Source organism: Phytohabitans sp. LZ39 (genome assembly GCF_059359075.1).
The window spans coordinates 13162-30924 of record NZ_JCADBM010000006.1; the positions used below are offsets into that span (position 1 = coordinate 13162).

Genomic DNA, 17763 nt, shown 5'->3' on the forward strand with positions numbered 1-17763 from the left:
AGGGAGAGTCAGTAGGTCACTACAGCCTTGAACCGGACGTCGCCGTTGGCGACCCTGTCGTACGCCTCGGCCACGCGATCCTTGGGGAAGAGCTCGATCATCGGCTTGACGGCGCCGCGTGCGACGAAGTCGAGCGCCTCGACGAGGTACTCGTAGCCGTTGTGGGCGGAGCCGATGATCTGGTGGCTGTTCGACACCAGTGGCAGCGCGGGCAGCGTCAGCTCGTCGGTGGCGATGCCCATCATGACGACCTTGCCCCACGGACGCAGGCCGTCCATCGCGCTGGCGAGCGCCGCGTGGTTGCTGCCCGTGTACATGATCAGATCAGCGCCGCCGGCGGCCTTGAGCCCCGCGCCGTCGGCGACGACCTTGTCAGCGCCGAGCTGCCGCGCAAGGTCCTCCTTGTCGGGGCTGTGGGTCACCGCGGTGACGTGGTAACCCGCGGCCGTCGCGTACTGGATCGCGAGGTGACCGAGTCCGCCGATGCCGACCACGGCGACCCGACCGGACGGCTTGACCTCCGCCCGGCGCAGGCCGGCCCAGACGGTGAAGCCGGCACACAGGGTCGGCGCCGCGAGCTCGTACGAGACCCCGTCGGGCAGCAGTACGGTCCCATCGACGTCGGCGACGATGTACTCCGCGTGCGCGCCGTCGACGTTGACGCCGGTGAGGATCGGGGCCGCGCAGTTCGCGGCGGTGACGAAGCTGTTCGGGTGCTGCTCACGGCAGAAATCACACCTACCGCACCGCTTCTGCACCATCGGGAGGCCGACGCGGTCGCCGATCGCGCGCTGGGTGACACCGGCGCCCACGGCCACCACCTCGCCGACGCCTTCGTGCCCGAGCACCAGGGGGAACTCGCGGAACGACAACGTGCCGTTCGCCATCCACACGTCCGTGCCGCAGATCGCGCAGGCGTGGACGCGCACCAGCACCTGGTTGGGGCCGGCCTCCGGCCGGTCCACGTTCTGTAGTTCCCACGGGGCGTTCACCTTCGGAACGACGACCGCCTGCATCTGGGTAGCCATGTCCACTCCTCCTCGGCTCGAGAGATCACGGCTTGACGCTACGAACGGCCGGACTCAGGCGTCCAAGACCTGTTCCGCATCCCCTTCATGCCTGTCCTGCATGGTGTTCCCGGTTCCGCGGAGGAGGACACGCACGATGCACATCACTCCCGTACCTGCCGGCGCGACGCCGCGCGTCAGGCCCGCGATGAGGGCCGAGCTTGATCTGACGCACGGATAAGTAGCCGCGATCCGCTCGTCACCGAAGGTGACCGGGGGGAAGTTGCCGGCACCGGGTCCGCTGATGCCTTCGGAGAGGCGCTCTGGGCAGCGGAACCGGCCCATCGATCGGGTGTGAGAGGGTGGTTCATGCCCTTGAGCGCGTATCACGTCAGGACTTCGATCGCCGTGTCCGATATACAGAAGGCGATTGGGTTCTACGAAGGCAAGCTGGGCTTGCAGGTGCTGGAGTCCGGCCCCAGCGCCCACATCGCCGACGGCAGCCGTGTCTATGGTTCCGGTGGCGGGCCAGCGTTGAACGTGTATCAGTCGGACACTGCCGGGAAGACCGCGGCAACGCTGGCGACGTGGTATGTCGACGACATCGACCGGGTCGTCGACGAGCTTGTCTCGTCCGGTGTCGAGTTCGTCCGCTACGACCAGTTCGAACACGACGCCAAGGGGATCACTGCCCGGGCCGGCGGTGGACGTATCGCCTGGTTCCAGGACCCAGACGGCAATACCTTCGCCCTCGAAGCCGACGTCTGAGTCCCAGCCGGGGACGCGATGCAGGGGGCAGCAGGTGCTGCGGGACTGTGACCGCTGGCCACCGGTTCAGGCTGTGGACCGATGCCCGGCCCGTGGGGCATAGGCATCGACTTCCGGCAAGGCCTGATGCGGGCAGGAATCCGGCCGCCGGGACCGATCCGCCAACCGCGCCGAACCCTGCTCGGCATACCGGCTCAGCCAGGTGTGCACGCTCTGCCGAGACACCCCGCGAGTGTCAAGCATCAGCCGCGACCGGACACCCCTTGTGGTCAGCGACGGTGGTCGATAGCCTGCCTGGGTCTGGTCCGGTTCACCGTTCACGGGGGGTTGCGGTGGATTCACTGCCGTCGACGCGCGCTGTATCGTTCCACATTGGACCGACTGGTCGCCGATGGGTGCGCGATGTCGCCATGGTTGCCGTGCTGGTGCTGATTGGTTCGTTGGTGCAGCCAGGAGGCCCGGCGACCGCGGCACCGACTGACGTCGCGGCCCGCGGACCCGCGCGTGTGTCGGCGGACGGCGATGCCCCGCCGTCGGTGGTAGAGGACTTCTCGTACCCGGGCGCCGAGCAGATCCTGGCGCAGCACGGCCTGCGGGTGTCCAAGGGCGACGGGCACATCCTGTTCGTGACGTCGCGGCCGTTCGGCGAGCAGCAATGCGCGACCGGTGAAATACAGGTCGAGAAGTGGTTGGACGAGGCGCCGTTCGGTGTCTACTACTGCTTCCGGACGATCGGATCGCAGGGCTACCTGTCGTTGGAGGTGCCGGGCACGTTCGGGGTGCGGGGTGGCAGTGTGTCGCTGCGCGCCACGGCGGAGCTGCCAGACGGGCAGCGGACGTACGAGGTTGACCCGAACGAGTTCGTGGCGATCAGTCCGGGCACGGGCGACGAGCCGCCGGAAGCGGTGTTGGTGGAGCTGCGGCTGACCGGCACGGCGCCGCCCGCCGCCACCGGCGGGGGGCCGGTCGTGACCGGCGACCGGTACCGGCCGGTGGCCAGGATCGAGGGCGGCGGCTTGGCGTGCACGGGCGTCCTGGTCCACCCGGAGTGGGTCCTCACCGCGAAGCGCTGCTTCGAGACCGGCGGCCAGGGCGCGGCGGCGGGTCCCCCGGCCGCGGCGACGACGGCGGTCGTCGGGCGGTTGGATCTGGCCTCCACGGAGGGGCACGCCACGACCGTCGTCGACCTTGTTCCGCGCCTGGACCGGGACGTACTGCTCGCCAGGCTCGCGACGCCGGCGGCGCAGGTGCCGGTCGCCACGCTCGGGCCCGCGCCGGTGATCGGCGAGACGCTGCGGGGCGCGGGCTTCGGCCGTACGGCGACCGAATGGGCACCGGGCACGCTGCACGCCCCGGCACTTACCGTCCAAGCGGTCGCGGCGACGTCGGTCGACGTCGGTGTGGCCGATCCGGCTCAGCCGGGCACGTGCAAGGGCGACGCCGGCGGACCGGCCTTCCGGGAGTTGACGGGCGGAACGTTCGAGCTGGTCGCCGTCCATAGTGGATCCTGGCAGGGCGGTTGCCTGGCCGAGACTGAGTCCCGCCGGGAGGCGGTCGAGGCCCGCGTCGACGATCTGGCCGGTTGGATCCGGCAGACCACGGCTGCCCAGCCGCAGGGGGTCGACCGGCTCACGATGGGTGAGTTCACCGCCGACGACAACGACGACCTGCTGGGCACCGACCCGGCGACCGGGCGGCTCTGGCTCTTCCCCGGCACGACTGAGAGCCGGCGGTTCGCCGAACGCGTGGAGATCGGCCGCAGCGGTTGGAACGTGATGACCACGCTGACGGCCGGACGCTTCAATCACGACGAGTACGACGATCTGGTCGCTCTGGACGGCAACACGGGGAAGCTGTGGCTGTATCCGGGCTTGGCGTCCGGCACGGGATTGGGCGCCCGGGTGGAGATCGGTCGCAGCGGTTGGGCCGTCATGAGTGAGCTGGCGGCGGGCCGGTTCAATCACGACGCGTACGAGGACCTGGTCGCTCTGGACGGGGACACAGGGAAGCTGTGGCTCTATCCAGGGACCGCCGCGGGTACGGGGCTCAACACGCTCGGCGCCCGGGTGGAAATCGGTCGCAGCGGTTGGGCCGTGATGAGCGAGCTGACCGCGGGCGCCTTCAACCAGGACGCCCGCGACGATCTGATCGCGCTGGACCGCACCACGGGCAAGCTGTGGCGGTACCCGGGAACGGCCTCGGGTACGGGGCTGAACACGCTTGGCGCCCGGGTGGAGATCGGCCTGAGCGGCTGGGCGGTGATGACGGAACTGGCGGCCGGCCGGATCGATGCCGGTGGCACCCACGACCTGCTTGCCTTCGACGGAAACGCCGGTCGGCTGTGGCTCTATCCGGGCGCCGGCGGCACCGGCCTCAACACCCTCGGCGCGCGCCTGCCGATGAACTGACCGGGCAGACGGATGCTGGGTGGGGATCGGCGGCGCAGACACTCACCGTAACGGCTGTCCCCCAGAGGGTAAACACGCTAATCGGATATGCCGTCCAATTTAGACGCTCGGGGCAGCGTCCTGCCGGTGTCGTCCTCTAGCTTCATGGATGCGTTCCCTTCTATGTGACGCACGGGGGCTTCACCATGGGATCGGTCTGCCCTCCCTGCCCACAGTGGACGGTCGCGTCGGTGCTGCGCGGGGGAGATTGAGATGCGGTTCGTGTTCCGGCAGGTATGGATGGCTGGCCTGCTGGCCTGGGTCGTGGCGGTCGTCGGGGCGTTGACGCCGGCCCCGGCGTTCGGCATCGCCGGCGGCACCGCGGCGGCCCAGGGGGCGTATGACTTCGTGGCGGACGTCAAGATCGGCGACGTGCGTGGTTGTTCCGGTGTGCTCATCGACCCGGAGTGGATCGTCACGGCGGCGAGCTGTTTCGGCGAGGCGGGGCAGCCGGTCCCCTCCGGCCCTCCGGCGCAGCCCACCACGGTCACCGTCGGCCGCGCCGACCTGCTGGTCGGCTCCGGTGGGCAGGTGCGCACCGTGATCGACATCGTGCCACGGACCGACCGCGACGTGGCACTGGCCCGGTTGGCCAAGCCGGTGATCGACGTCGCACCGGCGAAGATCGGCACCACGGCGCCGGCGGTGGGCGACGTGCTGCGGGTAGCCGGGTTCGGGCGCACCGCCACCGAGTGGGTGCCCGACAGGTTGAGCACCGCCCCGTTCACCGTGCAGGGCACCACGTCGACCACTGTGGACATTGCCGGCACCGGCGCCGCGCCGCCGGGCGTCTGCCGGGGCGACGCGGGCGGCCCGGCGCTGCGGGAGGTCGCCGGCGGGGTCGAGGTCGTCGCGCTCAGCAGCACGACCTGGCAGGGTGGTTGCTTCAACGAGACCGAGACCCGCAACGGCGCGACGGAGGTCCGGCTCGACGACATCAAGCCGTGGATACAGCAGGCGATCCGGGGCGGCGACTTCGTGCGGCTGGCGACCAGCGCGTCGGTGCTCGACACCCGCATCGGTCTCGGGGCGCCGGCCGGCCTTCGCGCTGGCGGCAGCGTCACGAGCTTCCAGGTGACCGGGGTGGGCGGAGTGCCGGCCACCGGCGTGCGAGCGGTGCTGGTCGACGTGACGGCCGTGCAGCCGGTCAACGCCACCTACCTGACGCTGTTTCCGGAGGGCACGAGCCGCCCCATCCCGCTGTCGATGGTCAACACGGCGCCGGGCCAGGTCATCTCCAACACGGCCGTCGTCCCGCTGCGGGCCGGCGGCAAGCTCTCCGTCTACAACGCCTCTGGCAACACCCATATCACCGTCGACGTGCAGGGCTACTACACGGCGCCGTTCGGCACGACCGGCGGCGGGTTCGTCCCGGTCGCGCACAGCCGGCTCGTCGACACGCGCACCAGTGGCGGCGCGCTCCCCAGCGGGGCGAGCCGCACGTTCACGCTGACCGGCGGCGCCGTGCCGGCCGGTGCCGCCGCCGTTTTCCTCGACGTGATCGTCACCGGCTCGACCGGACACGGCTGGCTCGGGGCGCGTGCACCGACCGACGGCGAAAAGAGCGTCATGGACTACCTGCCCGGCACGTTCGCGCACGGCCTGGCGGTCCGGCTCGACTCGGCCGGGCGGGCCACGTTCACCAACCACGGCGGCTCGTCGATCCATCTGGTGCTCACCGCCGAGGGCTACTACACAGCTAGCCAGACCACGGGTTGGGGGCTGAGGGCCATGGCGGGCACCCGGGTCCTCGACACCCGCCTCAGCCCCGGCGCCCCGGTGGCGGCAAACGCCGTCGTCGACGTCCCGCTCAGCGTGCCGGCCGGCTCGGCGGCAGTACTCAACCTCACCGTCGTCAACAACACCGCGGGCGGCTTCCTGCGCGCCTGGCCGGCGGGGGCCGCGGAGCCCGTGCCGTCGCTCGTCAACTATCCCGATCCGGCCACCAGCGCCCGGTCCGGGTTGGCCGTGGTCCAGGTCGGCACCGGCGGCACGGTGCGGATCAAGAACACGAGCCCGGGCACCGCGCACATCCTTGCCGACCTGCAGGCGTGGTTCGCGCCGCCGATCCAATGACCGTCGATTCCACAAGCTGATACACACCGGGGGAGACCGTGAAGGCAAGCATGCGGTTAAGGGTCAGAGGTGTCCTGTCCGCGGCGGTGGTCGCTGTGGTCGGTGCGGGGTTGTTGGTCGCACCCGGCCGGGCCGAGGCGGCGCTGTCCGCCGACACCAACCGGCGCCTGGCGGTCGAGGCAATGCTGTCCGGCGGTCCCTCGGTGCGGCGGGCGGCCGAGGTCGCGCTACTCGGTTCCGAGCAGGATCTCCAGTCCTTCCTCGACACCGGCCGGGCAGCCGCCCAGCAGGCCGACGAGCGGGCGGCGGCGCAGGTGCTGGCCGGTCTCGACGGTCCCGCGACCCGCGAGGCCGCGCTGCGGGCACTCGACGGCTCCCCCGAAGGGCTCCGCACTTTCGTCAACAGCGGATGGAAGCAGTCCTGGAGCGCTGACGAGCGGCTGCGCGTCTTCCGGGCCTGGGAGTCCGGCGGCCCGCACACAAAGGCGGCAGCCACCGCGGCTTTGGCCGGCACGGCGGAAGACTGGTCGCGGTTCCTGGCCTCCGGCCGCAAGGTCGCCGAGCTGGCAGACGACCGGCTGGCCGCCACGACCATGCTCACGGGCGGTGCCAACAACAGCGGCCCGGTGCTCGACGCCGCGGCACAGCGTGCGCTGGCCGGCACGGCGCAGGAGTTACGCGAGTTCCTGGTCTACGGGCAGTTCGTGGCCCGCGCCCGCGACCAGGAGCTGGCGTCCATCCGGAGCCTGACCGAGCAGGCCAAGCAGGCCGGTGAGATCACCTCCCGCGAGTCGCTGGCAGCGGCGGAGGCGTCGGCCCGCGCGGTGAACGCGTCGCTGGAGGCGAAGAAGGCGGCACAGACCGCGGCCGCGGAGGCCCGCGCGGCCGGCGGCGCCGCGGCGAAGGCGTCGGCGGCGGCCGGTCGGGCCGCGGACGCGGCGGCCGGCGCGGCGCAGGCGGCGCGGGAGGCGGTGGCTGCCTCCAATGCGGCGATGCGCGCGGCGCGGATCGCGGCCGACGGGGCACGGCGGGCGACGGCCGCGGCGTCGCTGACCGCGCAGGCGGCCTCGCGGGCACAGCGCGCGGCGGCGGACGCCCGTACCGACGCGGGCAAGGCGGCCGCGGCGCGGGCGGCGGCGGAGGCGGCCCGAGACGCGGCGCGCAAGGCGCGCGAGCTGCAAGAGGTCCGAGCGGAGCGGGACCGCGCCCTGGCCCAGGCGAAGGCGGCGACCGACGCGGCCCGCAGCGCCAGCGCCAACGCCGACGCGGCCGCCGCGGCGGCCGATGACGCGAGCCGGCAGGCGGGTGTATCGCAGGCGCAGGCACAGCGGGCGCGTAACGCGGCGGCCACCGCGCAACGGGAGGCGGCCGCCGCCGCGCGGGCGGCCAACCGGGCGTACTCGCTGGCGCAGGCCGCCGCGCAGGCGTCGGACGAGGCTTTCCGGTTCGCTGAGCAGGCGGCTACGCACGCCGAGCGGGCGGCCGCGGCGGCGGACACCGCAGCCGAGCAGGCGGGCATCGCGGAGAAGGCGGCGGAGGAGTCGGCCAAGCACGCGGCCGCCGCCGTAGACGCCGCCAACGTCGCCGTGTCGGCGGCCAACCAGGCTGTGACGCTGGAGCAGCTGGCCCGCCAGGAAGACGAGGCGCGGCTCGCCGAGTACACCGAACAGGGCGTCAAGGCGGCACAGGACGCCCTCGCCGCCGAGCAGGCCGCCGACGCGGACGCCGGCGAGTACACCGCGTGGAACCGTAAGCTGCTTTGGGACACCGAGGAGGAACAGCGGGTCGACCCGGCCACGCGGGTCCTCCTTGACCAGGCCACGGCGGCCGGCGCGTCGACCGAGGTGGTGCTCGACCAGGGCCGGCGGGCGGCGTTGGCGCTGCTTTCCACCGGCGGCGACTGGACCAAGGAAGCGGCCCGGGAAGCACTGGCCGGCGGCGAGGTCGAGCTGCGGTCGTGGCTGACTGACGGGCGGCGTTTCGCGGTCGCCCAGGACAACCGGTCCCGACTGTGGCACCTGGTCGACACGCTGCCGGACGGGCCGGAGAAGACGGCGGCGCAGACCGCGCTCGCCGGTGACGACGCCGCGGTGGCCACGTTCCTGCGCACCCGCAACTACACGGGCAAAGCGGCCAACGACCGGCGCGCGATCTACACCATCCTCGGCGCCAACCCCGGCCCCAACCTGAAGGCCGCCGCCGAGCGGGCGCTGGCCGGCACGCCCGCCGACGCGCACCAGTTCCTGCGCAGCGGCCAGCACGTGGCACGCACCGCGGACGAGCGCCTCGAGGCGTTCCGCGTGATCGACAGCGGTGGCCCGGAGGTCAAGGCCGCCGGTCAGGTCGCGCTCGCCGGCCCCGCGTCGTACGTGTCGTACTTCCTGGCCGCCGGGCGCTACCAGGCCGCACAGCGTGACCTGGAGCAGGCCACGCACGTGGAGTCGGTCCGGGCGCTGATTCGCCAGACTCAGCAGTACGCCCAGACCGCCCTCGCCGACGCCGCCGAGGCCAACCGGGTGGCGGCGGTGGCCCGTAACGCCGCCGAAGAGGCGCGGCAGTGGGCCAACCAGGCGGCCGCCTCGGCCAACCAGGCGGCCCAGCACGCGGCGGCCGCGCAGGCGTCGGCAGCCGCCGCCAAGCGCTCGGCGGACGAGGCGGCGCAGTCGGCGGCGGTCGCCCGAAACGCGGCCAACGCGGCCCAGGCCAGCGCGAACTCCGCCGCGCGGTCCGCGGCCACCGCATCCGCGGCCGCACAGCGTGCCAGCGCCGACGCCAAGGCCGCGCAGGAGGCCAAGCGGGCCGCGCGTGAGGCGGCCAACGCGGCGGGCCGGGACGCCGTGGCGGCCAACATGGCGGCCAAGGAGGCGGCCGACATCTACGCCGCCAGGCTCCGCGAGTGGGAGCAGCGGCAGCGCAGCACCGAGCCGGGCAGCGGTCCGGGCGGCACCGGCACCGCCAACGACGCCCACCGCACCTGGGGATGCCTTGTGCAGCCCACGTCGATGACCTCCGAGTGCCTGAAGGTCTACGGCGACTTCGCGCAGACGCTGATCAACCCGGCCCGGTGCTCCTCGCCGGCCAACAGCGCCTCGCCCGGCTGCCAGATGCTCGACGACATCCTGACGTTCGTCGAGGAAAACCCGGACCTCGTCCTCGACATGCTCCAGCTCGTGCTCATGGCGTGCGGCTTGGTCCCCGGCGCCGGCGAGGTGTGCGACGGCATCGACGCCGCGATCTCGTTCGGCCGAGGCGATTGGGTCGGCGGGCTGCTCTCGATCGGCGCGATGGTCCCGTTCCTCGGCTGGGTCGCCACCGCGGCCAAGGGCGGCCGGATGGCCGACAAGCTGCGCGGCGCCGTCAACCTCGCCGAAGACCTGGCCCGGGCCTGCAAGCGTCCCAGCAGCTTCGTGCCGGGCACCCCGGTACTGCTGGCCGGCGGACGCACCGTGCCCATCGAGAAAGTCAGCGCCGGCGACCGGGTCGTCGCCACTCAGCCGGTCGTGGGCGTCACCGCGGCGAAGTCCACGACGGCGACACGCAGCAGCTACGGCGCCAAGACCATCGTCGACATCCGTATCGACGTCGACGGCGGCCGGGGCTCCCGCACCGCGACCCTGTCGGCCACCGACAGCCACCAGTTCTGGGTGCCGCAGCTCCGCTCCTGGGTGCCGGCGGCCACGCTCCTAGCCGGCGTCCGGGTCGGCGGCGCGGGCGGCACGTCCGTGGGGATCGTCGCGGTTACCACCCGCCAGGTCACCACCCGCGTCCACAACTTGACGGTGGCCGACTACCACACGTACTACGTGGTGGCCGGCGGCACCGCGGTCCTGACCCACAACGAAGACCCGCCTTGCGTGGCCATTCCGGGCGCGACCCGCCTGAGCGACGCGGAGCAGGCGACCGCGGGCCGGCTGCTCAACGACCGCTCCTTCACCGGCCGCAAGCTGCACGAGTCGACCGACGACGCGTACGACTACGTCGACGACTACCGTCGCACCTACGATGCGTTCGGGCAGCCCGGTGCCTACGAGCACTGGAATCCGCAGCAGTACTTCGACCAGTTCCGCCGGCACATCGACAAGCAAGGGCTCGACTTCGTCGTGCTGGATGTGACCGGTGCGAACTCGAGCCAACTCGACGAGATCTTCACGTTCTTCGACTCGTTGAGTCGGGCAGAGCAAAACAAGATCAAGCTCGTGGGAGACTGACATGGCTGGCTCGATCGGCGTCTCCGACACCGTCACCTGGTACACGAACGGCTGGGGCTACCGCCAGCTCATCGACGAGGCGATACGCGTCGCCCCGCCGGAGCGTCGCGAGCAGATCGAGTACTACCGGGTCCAGCCGGGGCTGACGCTGTCGCTGCTGCCGGAGGCCGATCGCGTGCCGGTCGCCACCACGCTGCTACGTGCCGCACAAGAGCTGATCAGCAAGCACGAGCACAGCGGCGACGAGTACCAGCGCGGCTACGCGCAAAAGCTTCGCGATCTCGTGGCCAAGTTGACCGACGAGGTCGTGCGTATGCAGGCCGGTGAATAACGTGGGCGGGGGAGCACGGTGACGAAGCGGAAGATCATGCCATGGCTTGGCGCGGCGACGGTGGTGGCCGCCTCCGTGCTCGTCCTGCCCGGCGCCGGTTCGGCGGCCCGGGAGGTGGCCGATACGCAAACCCCGGCCGTGGAAGACTTCACCCACCCGGGCGCCGAGCGGATCCTGGCCGAGCACGGCCTGAAGGTCTTCAAGGGCGACGGGCACATCGTCTTTGTCACCTCGCGCACCTATGACGAGGGACAATGTGCCACCGGCCAGATCCAGGTCGAAAAGGCACTCGAAGCCGAGCCGTACGGCGTCTACTACTGCTTCCGCACGCGGGGCACGGCGGGTTTTCTGACGCTCGAGGTGCCCGCCACGTTCGGCATCCGCGGCGGTGACAAGCCGATCGAGGCGACCGCCGAGCTGCCGGACGGCGAACGCACGTGGGAGGTGCCGCCAAACGCGTTCGTCGCGGTCGAGCCGGGCTCCGGCGGCGAGATTCCTCAGGCCGTACTCGTCGAGCTGCGGTTGGCTGCGGGCTAATCGGCACAGCTGCCGACGGTGCTGTGCTCGATGACATCGATGACCGCTTAGAGGAATCTCCCAGCAGCGACACTGAATCGGACCAAGAGATCTCGCGGCTGCCGAGGGTGGCCCGGTTGGGTCTCAGCATTCGTCGCGCCGGTTGGGACCAGGTCCCGGGGTGGCCGGATGATGTCGAGGGCTTCAAGACGTGGCCCACCCTCAGGACATTAGGTCGACCAGCGCGTCGCCGCGCTGGGTGCGGCGCAGCCTGACCTCGCGGCCGTGGCGCCCGCGTGCGAGCAGAGTGATGAAGGGTTGGCCCGGGTTGGTGCGCGATCTCGCCGAATTCGGTAGGCGCGAGAGGGTCGGGTTGCCGTGTCGTTGTCTTGTGGCGTGAGGTTGGCCCTGTAATCGACTTTAGGGCCGGATCATATCGATCAAGTTCGTTGCATTGTTGGTGTGATGGTTCCCTGTTACGGTCGCTTCAGCGCCGGTCGAGATAGACCGATCTTGGCGATTCGGGGTTCGGTGGTAGTGATCGGCATGCCAGCCTGGGGAGGTCAGTCATGGCAGGTCAGGATCGGTCGCGCCGCTGCGCTCGTGGGGTGGCGGTCGCCGCGATGCTCGCGCTGGTGGTGCCGGTCGCGGTCGCGTCGCCGGTAGGTCCGGTGTCCGCTTCGGGTGCTTCGGTCAACGCGGCCGTGGTGTGGGATGGGTATGCGCAGACGGCGATTTGGGATGTTGCCGGTCAGCAGCCGGCGCAGGTGGCGGGGCGCAGTTTCGCGATGGTCAGTGGTGCGGTCTACGACGCGGTGAACGCGATCGCCGGGACGCCGTATCAGCCGTACCTGGTCGCGCCGCGGGCCTGGGGGTTCGAGTCCACGGACGCCGCGGTCGGTGCCGCCGCGCACCGGGTGCTGCAGGCCCTGTTCCCCGAGCAGCAGCAGCGGCTACAGGCGCAGTACGAGCTGTGGCTGGCCGGGATCGCGGACGGCCGGGCCAAACGGGGCGGGATCGCGGTCGGTGAGCAGGCCGCGGCCGCGATGATCGCGGCACGGCAGGATGATGGGGCGTTCGGGGACCAGATGTGGTCGGTCGGCACCGAGCCGGGCGAGTGGCGGCCCACCCCGCCGGCTTTCGCCAATTCCGGGGCTTGGTTCGCTTACATGAAACCGTTCCTGATCCCCAATCCGGCGATGTTCCGTACGCAGGGGCCGCCCGCGTTGTCCAGCCGCGCCTACGCCCGTGACCTCAACGAGATCCAGCGGGTCGGCTCGGCGACCAGCACGACCCGGACCGCCGACCAGACCGACGCCGCACGATGGTGGCACGACCGAAAGTCCCCCAACTGGGAGATCAAACGGCAGCTGGCCACCAGCCAACGGCTGAGCGTGCTGCAGACCGCACGCATGTTCGCCATGGACGACATCACCGCCACGGACGCCGCCGTCGCTTGCAACAACGACCGGGAACACTTCAGCTTCTGGCGGCCGGTAACCGCTGTCCAACTGGCCGACACCGACGGCAACCCGCGTACTCAGGCGGACCCGAATTGGACGCCACTGCTGGTCACCCCGGCCCAGCCCGACTACCCGTCCGGAAACACCTGCGGCACCAGCGCCCGGATGGCCGCCTACCGGTTGTTCTTCGGCACCGACCGGATCCCGTTCAGCGCCGACAGCGTCGACACCGGCACCACAAGGCACTTTCGCAGCTTCTCCCAAGCCACCGCCGAAGTCATCGAAGCACGCATCTGGGGCGGCATCCACTTCCGCACCGCCGACGTCAACGGCGCCGAACTCGGCCAGGCCGTCGCTGACTATATCGCCCAACACCACTTCCAGCCGCACAGGTGAGTACACCGCACGAGAGATAGCGCAGAACGCGTCCACGCTCAACCGCCACCCCACCATCCATCCAAATCCGAGGCCAGCCCCCGACGCGGCGCTCGATGAAGGTGCTGAGCCGCGGGCCGTCCAGGGCCGGGTCCCGCCAGTTCGGCGGCAGCATCTCCCGCAGCCGCTCGACCGTTGCCAGCAACGGCCGGAACGCGTCCAACGGGGCAGCATGGCCTTGATCTGGGCGCTCCAGGCCTGCGAGATCCCGTCGAACGGCGACCACAGCGACGGCGTGAACGGGTAGTTGAACTTGAAGGCCGCCGTGAACTTCGGTAGGAACCGGACGGCTGCCGGCATCTCGCAGGCATCCGTCTCCATCAGCGGCGCGTCATGGGCACCGGGCGGCGGTCTAGTGGTTCACTCTCGGCCATGTACGGGCATGCGGCTATGGATCGGCGCCGGTCTATTGATCTTGGGCGCCCTGCTGTTTGTAGATCGGTTGGTGCCGTCCGCCAACGTGCCGCATCTGATCGCGATGTGGTGGCCCATCGTGCTGGTTCTGTTTGGAGTTGGCGGCTTGATCCGACTTGCCTCGCACCGACCGGCGTTGCTGGTGCCCCTGGCGATGACCATCCTCGGTGGTGCGCTGGCGCTGCGGACGACGGGTGTCGTTCCGTCATCGATGGACCGGTTCATCTTGCCGCTTCTGGCGTGCATGGCTGGGGCGGGGTTTCTAGGGTTTGCGGCAGCCAACAGACGCAAGGCGGCGGACTCCCCGGTGGCTGGGCGAATGACATCGATCGCCGAATCGCGGAAGATTTCGTGGCCGCACCACGAGAGGTCACTGGCCCAGTTGGTGTCGGTGCTAAGCGGATGTGCGGTCGAGCTACCCAAGCCAGACGGGTTGAAAGAGGCCAGGCTTGAGATCACGGCGTTCGGCAGCGCGGTTGACGTCGTCGTGCCTCAAGGTTGGCGCATCGAGATGAGCAGCCGGAACATCCTCGGCCGGAGCCGTAATCGGCTTTCGACCGTGGAGACCGACCCTTCGAAGCCGATTCTGATAGTGGAGAGTCTGGTGATCGGATCAGGTGTCACGTTGATCCGACCATGATCATTGATGATACAGTCCGACGTCCGTGTCGGTGCGTGAGTACTTGATCTCGGCGCTCGGGATCGTCGCACGCTCCCACAAGGTCGTCAACGTCTCGTTGAGCTCCCGTTCCTCACTGAGGTTCTGCGGCAGATCGATGTGCATGAGCTGTAGCAGCTTGAGTCGATGCACATCGAATGCGGCGCAGACCGCAGTCCCGTAGACCCCAGCGGCTGCCACTGCAGCCCGGTACGCGATTGCTGCAAGCAGGATCATGACGGCAGGCGTGAGCAGCCACCAGCCATGCCTGAGGAGGAGGACGGCCGATGCCAATGCGGAGACCCCCAGACTTAAGCACAGGCGCGCCGCCGTGTCGAGTTGGTTGCGCGCCTCGGCCACCTGTTTGAGCGTCTGTTCCGGCAGCGCCTCGAAGAGCCGGGGCCAGGCCACGTTCGGCGGTGTTGCCGGTGTCACGGGCTTATGCATCTGTTTATCCGGCGGTCGATGGCCCCAACGTTGGATTCCTGCCGGTCGGCGTTGTGGTCGGCTGAGAAGGACTGCTGTGTCGCAGCCAGGTAGGGGAGAGGTCGTGGTTGTCGGACCTGTTCCGCCGAGCAGTTGGGGTGGGCCGGCGCCTGGGCGACCTGCTCGGGATCGACCTGACCGGGATTCGGCTCGACGGACTGCGTTGGTCCGCCGCAGCCGATGGCCTTCCGCCAACTGGCACGACCAGGCCCTGTGGGACTCGACCGAGATGCCTACGCATATACCTGTGTCGAAGCGATGGCAACGATTACAGCGAATTCTCTCCACAGTAGACAAAGCCCGCCGGAGCCTGGAGCAGTGTGCACTGCTCCAGGCTCCGGCGGGCAATCCGGCGGTGTCGGTTCAGCCGAACTGGTCGGTGTGTTCGCAGCCGAGGACCAGCGTCGCGCCTGCGACCGTGTCGGTGGGCTGCTCGATCTCGTCCCAGGCGAGCATTTCTGCGGTACGCGGGTCGAAGATGAGCACGTTCTCGATCTCGCCGTTGTCGAGGCTCACCGCCACACCCTTGCGGCCGGCGCGGTCGGTGGCCTCACCTCGCCAGACGACACCCGGCGTCTTCGCGAGGATGCGCAGCAGTTCGGCCCGCGTGGCGAGGGGAACCGGGTAGTTGCTGGACCAGTCGCGCACCGTGCGGAACGGGTTCTGGTCGTCGATGCGCTTGGCGATCTCGGCCGGGTCGGTCGGCAGCGGCGGTTTCGCTCGGTCTCGCTCGGCCGCTGGCGGGGCGTCGACGTCCTCGACCGTCGTGTGGGTGGCGGTCGGCTCGACCGGATGCCTCTGGAAGTACCGATACGACTCCTCGTTCGGATACACCGTCGGCAGAACGGTGGTGCGGATCCGGGCGGAGCCGTCGGGGGCGCTCCACTCCCGCCTCTCACTGGGGATGATCCGCTGTGCCTTGCCGTTGGGCAGGTCGTCGAAGACGGCGTTCCACCCGATGGTGTGTACAAAGGTGTACTTGCCCGTGGTGGTGTCGCACCGGCCGGGTGCCAGTTGCGCGGCGAGGGCACGCAGCTGGTCGCCCGCGGCGGGTGGCCGCTGGTCGATCTGGAACCCTACGGGCCGGATAACGGGCCCGAGCGTTGGCGTCGGTACAACCGTCCGGGTGGGCGTCGGTCCGGTCGTCTCGCCGGCCGTGACGCTGGACGGATCCGCGCCGGTCAGTCCGCTGGCGACCAGGCCGGTCGCGACGAGACCAGCGGCGGCGACCCCGGCCGCGACCGGGACGAGGATGCGGCGGCGCCGGACGCCGGACGGTGCCACGATGGCGGCGGTCGCCTCGGCGAGGGCGATGATGTCGGCGGCCTGCGCGCGCGGCGGGGGGATCCGCACGCCACGCGCCGGATCCGTCGGGCCGAGGAGCGCCTTGGTGCTGCTGGTGTCAAACATGGTTGTTCCTTCTCTGCTGTCGTTCCAGATGCTTCGATACCGGCACGCGAGCGGCCGGCGTGGTCGGCGCTTCGATGGCGCGGGCCAACCGCCCCCGCGCGCGGTGCAACCGGACGGCCGCGGTGGCTCGGCTGCAACCGAGGACGGCGGCGGCCTCGGCGAGCGAAAGCTCCTCCCAACCGATCAGGCGCAGCAACTCCTGGTCGGCCTCCGAGAGGGTGGCCAGCGCCCGGCGAATATCGGTCAGCCGATCGGCCACGCTGTGCTCGTCGACCGCGATGGACAGTTGCTCCTCGTCTACCCGCACCGGCGTGGCTTGACGAGCACGCCAATGGTTCGCAAGCACGCGGCGCGCCACGCCGTACAACCAAGGCAGCTGACGATCGGGCACCTCGGCACGGCGGCGCCAAGCGATGACAAAAACCTCCTGCGCCAACTCCGCCGCGGCGTCCGGGTCAGCGAGCCGACGCAGCACGTAACGAGCGACCTGCGGATAGTGAGCGGAATATGAGGCGGTGAACCAGCCTTCGCCGCGCTCTCGCAGCACGGGCATAGACTCTCCTGACTATCGTCAACGGGTACACCGTTACTTGTGTCGCCAACTCGCCGACGATTACACCAGTCGTGCTGTGTAACGGACTCCTGTCCTGTCCACGATCCATGTGTTGCAAGATGGGGCGTACCTGCGGCACAGCACCGCAGACCCGGCTCCCGCCCCGAGCACCGACACGGTGGAGATCGTCGCTACCGAGCACGAGGATCACCGCAAGCCCGACGGCACGGGGTTGGATGACGATGGCCGACCTGGAGGGCAACCTGTTCTGCGTCGAGCGCAGCGCCGTCGAGCGGGCGTAGGCGGTCCTCGTCCTATAGCCCTTGGCTGTTGTGTTGATCGGAATCGCGCACGACGGCCGACCCGGACGCCCTCTCATGCCGATGTGCGCGCACTGAACTGCGGAAGACACTGCGACCGTTCACGCAGTTGATGATCGAGTAACCTGCTGTGCATGACGGACCCGACCAATGTCCACCCGGTGCGCACCGTACGTGTCGGTGACCGGAGCGCCGACATTGATGAGATGCTGGCACCACTGGTCGAGGCGTTGTGGCGTAACGGGTTTCAGACGTTCACCAGCTGCCAGGACGCCGGTGAGAGCAACGCGGACTGGGTGGACCTGTTGCCTCACATGGCTGCATACGTGGAGTCCCGCAAGGGATGGGCTTTCATCGACCTTCCGATCCAGGACGGCCTCCGGTTCCTGACCGCTGTCGCGCAGGCCGGCCCACGCGACGCGTTTTACGTAAGGATGACTCACTGGGCTGCCCCGCATGCCTGGGACGTCAGTGTCAAACCGATGGACCTGGCGATGTTCGACGAGACGATAGCGTCGAGTTTCGCGATGCGGTTGATGCAGGTCTGCTTTCCTGTCTCGGACCTGCCTGAGATCCATCGGCGGATCGACCGCTACGAAGCCGGTGAGCTCGTCCCACCCTCAGCGACCGACTGGACGACGGTTGGGCGACGCTAGCCCAATGTCCGCCGG

The 17763-nt window shown here is 69.9% G+C and carries 13 protein-coding genes; 9 read left to right on the plus strand and 4 right to left on the minus strand.

What is annotated here, in order from left to right; all coding sequences use genetic code 11:
* Positions 1–8: 8 nt before the first annotated feature.
* Entirely contained in the window at positions 9–1028 is a 1020-nt protein-coding gene (locus AC5L36_RS13795) for an alcohol dehydrogenase catalytic domain-containing protein (RefSeq protein ID WP_441224302.1), read from the minus strand.
* Positions 1029–1376: 348 nt separating this feature from the next.
* On the opposite strand from AC5L36_RS13795, the gene AC5L36_RS13800 reads away from it, so the two are divergent.
* The 8 genes from AC5L36_RS13800 (at position 1377) to AC5L36_RS13835 (ending at position 14305) form a co-directional block, all read left to right on the plus strand.
* The gene (locus tag AC5L36_RS13800) at positions 1377–1775 is read left to right on the plus strand and encodes a VOC family protein (RefSeq protein ID WP_441224303.1); all 399 of its coding nucleotides are present in this window, start codon (positions 1377–1379) and stop codon (positions 1773–1775) included.
* Between the two features lie 536 nt (positions 1776–2311).
* A complete protein-coding gene (locus tag AC5L36_RS13805) occupies positions 2312–4183 on the plus strand; it encodes a S1 family peptidase (RefSeq protein WP_441224304.1) in 1872 nt (623 codons plus the stop codon).
* Between the two features lie 252 nt (positions 4184–4435).
* Entirely contained in the window at positions 4436–6298 is a 1863-nt protein-coding gene (locus AC5L36_RS13810) for a S1 family peptidase (RefSeq protein ID WP_441224305.1), read from the plus strand.
* 50 nt (positions 6299–6348) lie between these two features.
* Positions 6349–10506, plus strand: coding sequence for a polymorphic toxin-type HINT domain-containing protein (locus tag AC5L36_RS13815; RefSeq protein WP_441224306.1), 4158 nt, complete (start codon positions 6349–6351; stop codon positions 10504–10506).
* A 1-nt stretch (position 10507) separates the two neighbouring features.
* Positions 10508–10837: a hypothetical protein gene (locus AC5L36_RS13820; RefSeq protein WP_441224307.1), complete on the plus strand. Its 330-nt coding sequence runs from the start codon at positions 10508–10510 to the stop codon at positions 10835–10837.
* An 18-nt stretch (positions 10838–10855) separates the two neighbouring features.
* Complete coding sequence (locus tag AC5L36_RS13825; RefSeq protein WP_441224308.1) at positions 10856–11374, plus strand: hypothetical protein; 519 nt, start codon at positions 10856–10858, stop codon at positions 11372–11374.
* A gap of 548 nt (positions 11375–11922) precedes the next feature.
* The gene (locus AC5L36_RS13830; protein WP_441224309.1) at positions 11923–13212 is read left to right on the plus strand and encodes a vanadium-dependent haloperoxidase; all 1290 of its coding nucleotides are present in this window, start codon (positions 11923–11925) and stop codon (positions 13210–13212) included.
* 421 nt (positions 13213–13633) lie between these two features.
* Positions 13634–14305: a LiaF transmembrane domain-containing protein gene (locus AC5L36_RS13835; RefSeq protein ID WP_441224310.1), complete on the plus strand. Its 672-nt coding sequence runs from the start codon at positions 13634–13636 to the stop codon at positions 14303–14305.
* Here AC5L36_RS13835 and AC5L36_RS13840 read toward each other — a convergent pair whose 3' ends face one another.
* The 3 genes from AC5L36_RS13840 to AC5L36_RS13850 form a co-directional block, all read right to left on the minus strand.
* Complete coding sequence (locus tag AC5L36_RS13840) at positions 14306–14770, minus strand: hypothetical protein (protein ID WP_441224311.1); 465 nt, start codon at positions 14768–14770, stop codon at positions 14306–14308. It abuts the gene before it with no gap.
* A 402-nt stretch (positions 14771–15172) separates the two neighbouring features.
* Positions 15173–16219 carry a CU044_5270 family protein gene (locus AC5L36_RS13845; protein ID WP_441224312.1) on the minus strand — a complete coding sequence of 349 codons (1047 nt, stop codon included), beginning with the start codon at positions 16217–16219 and terminating at the stop codon, positions 15173–15175.
* Positions 16212–16772: an RNA polymerase sigma factor gene (locus AC5L36_RS13850; RefSeq protein ID WP_441224313.1), complete on the minus strand. Its 561-nt coding sequence runs from the start codon at positions 16770–16772 to the stop codon at positions 16212–16214. The genes AC5L36_RS13845 and AC5L36_RS13850 overlap by 8 nt, the downstream gene beginning before the upstream one ends.
* A gap of 454 nt (positions 16773–17226) precedes the next feature.
* Between AC5L36_RS13850 and AC5L36_RS13855 the strand changes: the two genes are divergently transcribed.
* Positions 17227–17748 carry a hypothetical protein gene (locus AC5L36_RS13855; RefSeq protein ID WP_441224314.1) on the plus strand — a complete coding sequence of 174 codons (522 nt, stop codon included), beginning with the start codon at positions 17227–17229 and terminating at the stop codon, positions 17746–17748.
* Positions 17749–17763: the final 15 nt, after the last annotated feature.

Excerpts from the sequence above, each read along its gene's own strand:
- AC5L36_RS13795 (WP_441224302.1), bottom strand. The coding sequence starts at position 1,028 with ATGGCTACCCAGATGCAGGCGGTCGTCGTTCCGAAGGTGAACGCCCCG.
- AC5L36_RS13800 (WP_441224303.1), top strand. The coding sequence starts at position 1,377 with ATGCCCTTGAGCGCGTATCACGTCAGGACTTCGATCGCCGTGTCCGAT.
- AC5L36_RS13810 (WP_441224305.1), top strand. The coding sequence starts at position 4,436 with ATGCGGTTCGTGTTCCGGCAGGTATGGATGGCTGGCCTGCTGGCCTGG.
- AC5L36_RS13815 (WP_441224306.1), top strand. The coding sequence starts at position 6,349 with ATGCGGTTAAGGGTCAGAGGTGTCCTGTCCGCGGCGGTGGTCGCTGTG.
- AC5L36_RS13820 (WP_441224307.1), top strand. The coding sequence starts at position 10,508 with ATGGCTGGCTCGATCGGCGTCTCCGACACCGTCACCTGGTACACGAAC.
- AC5L36_RS13830 (WP_441224309.1), top strand. The coding sequence starts at position 11,923 with ATGGCAGGTCAGGATCGGTCGCGCCGCTGCGCTCGTGGGGTGGCGGTC.
- AC5L36_RS13835 (WP_441224310.1), top strand. The coding sequence starts at position 13,634 with ATGCGGCTATGGATCGGCGCCGGTCTATTGATCTTGGGCGCCCTGCTG.
- AC5L36_RS13840 (WP_441224311.1), bottom strand. The coding sequence starts at position 14,770 with ATGCATAAGCCCGTGACACCGGCAACACCGCCGAACGTGGCCTGGCCC.
- AC5L36_RS13845 (WP_441224312.1), bottom strand. The coding sequence starts at position 16,219 with ATGTTTGACACCAGCAGCACCAAGGCGCTCCTCGGCCCGACGGATCCG.
- AC5L36_RS13850 (WP_441224313.1), bottom strand. The coding sequence starts at position 16,772 with ATGCCCGTGCTGCGAGAGCGCGGCGAAGGCTGGTTCACCGCCTCATAT.
- AC5L36_RS13855 (WP_441224314.1), top strand. The coding sequence starts at position 17,227 with ATGACGGACCCGACCAATGTCCACCCGGTGCGCACCGTACGTGTCGGT.